Below are 4,547 nucleotides of genomic sequence, written 5' to 3' on the forward strand. Positions count from 1 at the left end.
GTTCGCCGCGGTCGGCGTCAAAGCGGCAGCGGCCCAGCGACAGGGGCCCGGACGGCGGCGCGGCGGTCGATCGGGCCCGCCGCAGGATCGCCTCGATGCGGAGCAAAAGCTCCTCAGGCTCGAACGGCTTGGCCAGATAGTCGTCGGCGCCCAGCTTCAGGCCCTCGATGCGGTCGCCCGCCTCACCTCTCGCCGTCAGCATCAGGATCGGCGTCCGGCCCATGGCCCCCCGCTGATCGCGCAGCCAGCGGGTGAGCGAAAAGCCGTCCTCATCGGGCATCATCACATCGAAGATGGCGAGGTCGAAATCGAGCGCGCCCAGCAGTCGCCGCGCCGCGATTCCGCCGGGCGCCGTCGAGACGCGGAAGCCGGCGCGGACCAGATAGGCCTTCAGCAGTTCGCGGATGCGATCATCGTCATCGACCACCAGCAGGTGGCGGCTGCGGAGCGGAGCAGACCCGCTCATCGGCGCGATTTCCAGGCCACGGGCGGGAAGCCGGCGCCGAGAACCTTCGCCATTTCGTTTGACGCCCGGGCGCGCGATAGGTTCAAGGGAAGGTTCTGAAAGGAGGCGCTTTCCTCATGACACTCGTTCCCTTCGATGATCGCGACGGATGGATCTGGCTGGACGGCCAGTTTGTGCCCTGGCGCGAGGCGAAGGTGCACGTACTCACCCACGGCCTGCACTACGCGTCGGCCGTGTTCGAGGGAGAGCGGATGTATGGCGGTGAGATCTTCGAGCTGACGGCGCATACGGAGCGACTGTTCAAGTCCGCGGAAATCCTGGACTTCGAAATCCCCTTCACGGTGGCCCAGATCGATCAAGCCTGCAAGGACACCTGCGCCAAGAATGGCCTGACCGACGCCTATATCCGGCCGATCGCCTGGCGCGGTTCGGAAATGATCGGAGTCTCGGCCCAGAACACCAAGATCCACGTGGCCATCGCGGTGTGGGACTGGCCGAGCTACTTCTCGCCCGAGGAGAAGGCCAAGGGCATCCGCATGTGCTGGGCCAAGTACAAGCGCCCCTCGCCCGAGACTGAGCCGGTCCACGCCAAGGCGACCGGCCTCTACATGATCTGCACCATCTCCAAGCACGCCGCGGAGAAGGCCGGCTTCACCGACGCCATGATGCTCGACTACCGCGGCTATGTGGCTGAGAGCACCGGTTCCAACGTGTTCTTCGTCAAGGACGGCGTGCTGCATACGCCGACGCCCGATTGCTTCCTGAACGGCATCACGCGGCAGACGGTGATCAAGCTGGCGCGGTCCAAGGGCTTTGAGGTGATCGAGCGCCACATCCTGCCGGAGGAGCTCTCGGGCTTCTCGGAGTGCTTCGTGGTGGGCTCCGCCGCCGAGGTGACGCCGGTGGCCGAGATCGGGGAGTACCGGTTCCGGCCGGGCAACATCTCGCTCAGCCTGATGGACGACTACGCCCGCATGGTGCGCCGGGAACTGGCGCCGGTCTGACCTTTCAAGGTCCCGCTCACTCATCGCCGCGGCTAATCACGGCGATGAGTGAGACTCATCTTCTGGGCCCTGGCGATACGACTTTCGCGCCCCATCTCATGGGAGCGGGCCGGGCCCCTCTGGCGATCGACGGCGATCGTGATGTCGGACCGCGTTAGGTGCGCTCGGGGCTCGGCGAATGCCTCTCCCCCCATTGTGCCCGCTGGGTTCCCGGGCGCACCTCCCTTCGGAGGAGCACATGAATCCATCTCGCATCTGGCGTCTTCGCAATCACCATCGGTGGCTCGAGGATCGTATTCGGCAAGAGCAGCGGCGTCCTCAGCCCGACGCCCTGACCGTCGCCGAACTCAAGCGCCAGAAGCTCATGGTGAAGGACGAGTTGTTCCTGGCTGAAGCGGGCCTCGCGTCCGCTCGGACAACCTCCTACGCCTGACCGCCGCGCCCGTGGGTCCCTCGGGGCCAGCGGGTCAACAACCTGCCCTGACCTAGGGCGAACCGGGGAGGCAGCACCCGCAGCCTCCCCTCTTCTTTTTCGCTCGCGCATACGACTTAAGGCCTGACACCCGCGGCGGCGCGTTCGCCACAAACCAAGAGACGCAAGACTGACCATGGACCTGATCGCCGCCTTCCTCACCGCTGATTTCCTGGGCAAGCCCGCCTGGCTCTGGCTGGCGTTCCTGGCCATCGTCGGCGCCCTGCTCGCCTTCGACCTCGGCATTCTGCACAAGTCCGACAAGGCGATCGGGGTTGCGGAGAGCCTGAAGCTTTCGGCCTTCTACATCGCGGTCGCGATGCTGTTCGGGGCCTGGGTCTGGTGGTCCATGGGGCCGACCTCGGGGATGCAGTACTTCACCGGCTACGCGCTGGAGAAGGCGCTCTCGATCGACAACGTCTTCGTCATATCGATCATCTTCGGCTACTTCGCGATCCCGCCGAAATACCAGTACCGGGCGCTGCTCTGGGGCATCATCGCGGTGCTGGTGATGCGCGGCGTCATGATCGGCCTGGGCGCGGCCCTGGTCCAGCAGTACGAGTGGGTGCTCTACATCTTCGGCGCCTTCCTGATCGCCACCGGCATCAAGATGCTGGTCGTCAAGGAGAGCGAGCAGGACGTTTCCAAGAACCCGGTCGTGAAGTTCCTCTCCAAGCGGATGCGGATCACCGACGAGCTGCACGGCGAGCGCTTCTTCGTCCGGCAGGCCGACCCCAAGACCGGCAAGCTCGTGGCCTTCGCGACGCCGCTGTTCCTGGCCCTGGTGATGATCAACATCGCCGACCTGGTGTTCGCGGTGGACTCCGTGCCGGCGATCTTCGCGATCACCACCGACACCTACATCGTCTACACCGCCAACATCATGGCGATCCTGGGCCTCCGGGCGCTCTACTTCGCCCTCGCCGCCCTGGTGCACCGCTTCGAGTATCTGAAGTACGCGCTGGCCATCGTGCTGGTGTTCATCGGCGCCAAGATCTTCTGGAACCAGATCGTCGGAAAGGTCGACCCCGCGATCTCGCTCGGCGTGACCCTGACGATCATCGCCTCGGGCATCATCTTCTCGCTGTGGAAGACGCGGGGCCACGCGGCGGGCCCCGGCGCGGCCTGATCGGTCAGGGCGCCCAGGGCTTGAAGTGCTTCGAAAGCTTCAGGCCCTGGCGCTGATAGTGTGAGCCGCCTTCGCCGTAGAGCCGGTCCGGCCGGGCGGTGAGCGGCTCATAGACCAGCCGCGCGACGGTCTGGCCGTCCTCCAGGATGAACGGCGTCTCGTGGCTGCGCACCTCCAGCACGCCCCGCGAGCCCTTGCCGTGCGCCTCGTCGGTGCCGAAGCCGGGGTCGAAGAAGCCCGCATAGTGGACGCGGAACTCGCCGACCGACGGGTCGATGGGCGTCATCTCCGCCGCCTCGTCGACCGGGATCTCCACCGCGCCCTTCGACGCCAGGATGTAGAACTCGCCGGGATCCAGCAGCAGCTGGCCGCCCCTGGGGATCATCGGCTCCCAGAAGTCGCGCGGATCGTGGCCGTCTTCCTTGTCCAGGTCGACCACCCCCGCATGGCGGCGGCCGCGGAAGCCCGCCACCTCGCCGGTCAGATCGACCCCGACGCTCTCGATGCGCAGCCGCTCCGGCTGGCCGGCCTTGAGCCTGAGCTGGTTCAGCCGGGTGCCCGAGCGCGCCAGCACCGAAAAGGTCTGCGGCGCGATCTCCAGATAGATCGGCCCGTCATAGCCCTCGCGCACGTCGTCGAAGGTGTCGCCCCGGTCGGTCAGCAGACGGACGAACACGTCGACCCGGCCGGTAGAGCTCTTCGGGTTCGCCCGCGCCGATATTCCCGCCGGCAACCGCAGCCGCTCCTGCAGCTCGGCGATGTAGACGCAGCCCCGCTCCAACACCGCGCCCCGCGTCAGGTCCAGCTCGTGCATCGCCACCTCGGCGATCCGATCGGCCACCCGGCCGTGCCGCGGCAGGAACGAGGCCCGCACCCGCCAGGCGCGGCCCGCCAGCCGCAGGTCCAGGCTCGCCGGCTGCACCTGATCGGCGTCGAACGGCGTGGCCGAGGTGATCGCGCCGTTGGCGATCAGGGCCTCGATGGACTGGCAGGGCAGGATGCCGGGGGCGTTGGTCGCGCGCATGGGCGACGGAGCCTTAACGCGCCGCGCGGCGCTGGCAAGGGCCGGAACCACATCCACTCCCGACGAGGCGGACCTTGACGCCCTTCCCGCGCTGCCGTTCAAGCGGCGCTCCACACAGAGCGTTTTCCGCCGAAGTGGCTACCGGTACGCTCTCAAGTCAAAGAAGCGAGCCTCGTTCCTCCCGATCTGATGGGTTCCATCAGATCGGGCGAGGCTCTTGAGGAGGCCGTGATGGCGGAAGATCCGCGCGATTGGGAGATCGAGACCCGGGCGGTCCGGGGCGGGCTCGCGCGCACGCCCTACGGCGAGATCTCCGAGGCGCTCTTCCTCAACCAGAGCTTCGCCTATGAGAGCGCCCAGGCCGCCGATGAGCGCTTCGCCGGCGGGCCGGGCTTCATCTACCAGCGCTTCGGCAACCCGACGACCCAGATGTTCGAGGACCGCCTCGCGCT

General features: G+C 66.9%; 5 protein-coding genes and 1 pseudogene. 4 read left to right on the forward strand and 2 right to left on the reverse strand.

The genetic code is table 11. The features are described from left to right. On the reverse strand, nucleotides 1-466 hold a 466-nt coding region (locus tag ACIQ3R_RS15465; RefSeq protein WP_397419753.1), incomplete at its 3' end, for a response regulator transcription factor. A gap of 116 nt (nucleotides 467-582) precedes the next feature. Between ACIQ3R_RS15465 and ACIQ3R_RS15470 the strand changes: the two genes are divergently transcribed. The 3 genes from ACIQ3R_RS15470 (at nucleotide 583) to ACIQ3R_RS15480 (ending at nucleotide 3,071) form a co-directional block, all read left to right on the forward strand. Further along, entirely contained in the window at nucleotides 583-1,470 is an 888-nt protein-coding gene (locus tag ACIQ3R_RS15470) for a branched-chain amino acid aminotransferase (protein WP_397419754.1), read from the forward strand. A 238-nt stretch (nucleotides 1,471-1,708) separates the two neighbouring features. Continuing rightward, nucleotides 1,709-1,903 carry a YdcH family protein gene (locus ACIQ3R_RS15475; RefSeq protein ID WP_397419755.1) on the forward strand — a complete coding sequence of 65 codons (195 nt, stop codon included), beginning with the start codon at nucleotides 1,709-1,711 and terminating at the stop codon, nucleotides 1,901-1,903. 175 nt (nucleotides 1,904-2,078) lie between these two features. Next, a complete protein-coding gene (locus ACIQ3R_RS15480) occupies nucleotides 2,079-3,071 on the forward strand; it encodes a TerC family protein (protein ID WP_397419756.1) in 993 nt (330 codons plus the stop codon). Between the two features lie 4 nt (nucleotides 3,072-3,075). On the opposite strand, the gene ACIQ3R_RS15485 is transcribed toward ACIQ3R_RS15480, so the two are convergent. After that, nucleotides 3,076-4,095 carry a 2'-deoxycytidine 5'-triphosphate deaminase gene (locus tag ACIQ3R_RS15485; RefSeq protein ID WP_397419757.1) on the reverse strand — a complete coding sequence of 340 codons (1,020 nt, stop codon included), beginning with the start codon at nucleotides 4,093-4,095 and terminating at the stop codon, nucleotides 3,076-3,078. Nucleotides 4,096-4,326: 231 nt separating this feature from the next. Between ACIQ3R_RS15485 and ACIQ3R_RS15490 the strand changes: the two are divergent. Continuing rightward, nucleotides 4,327-4,547, forward strand: a pseudogene (locus ACIQ3R_RS15490) (O-succinylhomoserine sulfhydrylase); the annotation flags it as partial.

The organism is Phenylobacterium sp. (assembly GCF_044371015.1).
Lineage (GTDB): Bacteria > Pseudomonadota > Alphaproteobacteria > Caulobacterales > Caulobacteraceae > Phenylobacterium.

What these genes read in the sequence shown, in the direction of transcription:
- ACIQ3R_RS15470 (WP_397419754.1), top strand. Translation starts at nt 583, where the DNA reads ATGACACTCGTTCCCTTCGATGATCGCGACGGATGGATCTGGCTGGAC.
- ACIQ3R_RS15475 (WP_397419755.1), top strand. Translation starts at nt 1,709, where the DNA reads ATGAATCCATCTCGCATCTGGCGTCTTCGCAATCACCATCGGTGGCTC.
- ACIQ3R_RS15480 (WP_397419756.1), top strand. Translation starts at nt 2,079, where the DNA reads ATGGACCTGATCGCCGCCTTCCTCACCGCTGATTTCCTGGGCAAGCCC.
- ACIQ3R_RS15485 (WP_397419757.1), bottom strand. Translation starts at nt 4,095, where the DNA reads ATGCGCGCGACCAACGCCCCCGGCATCCTGCCCTGCCAGTCCATCGAG.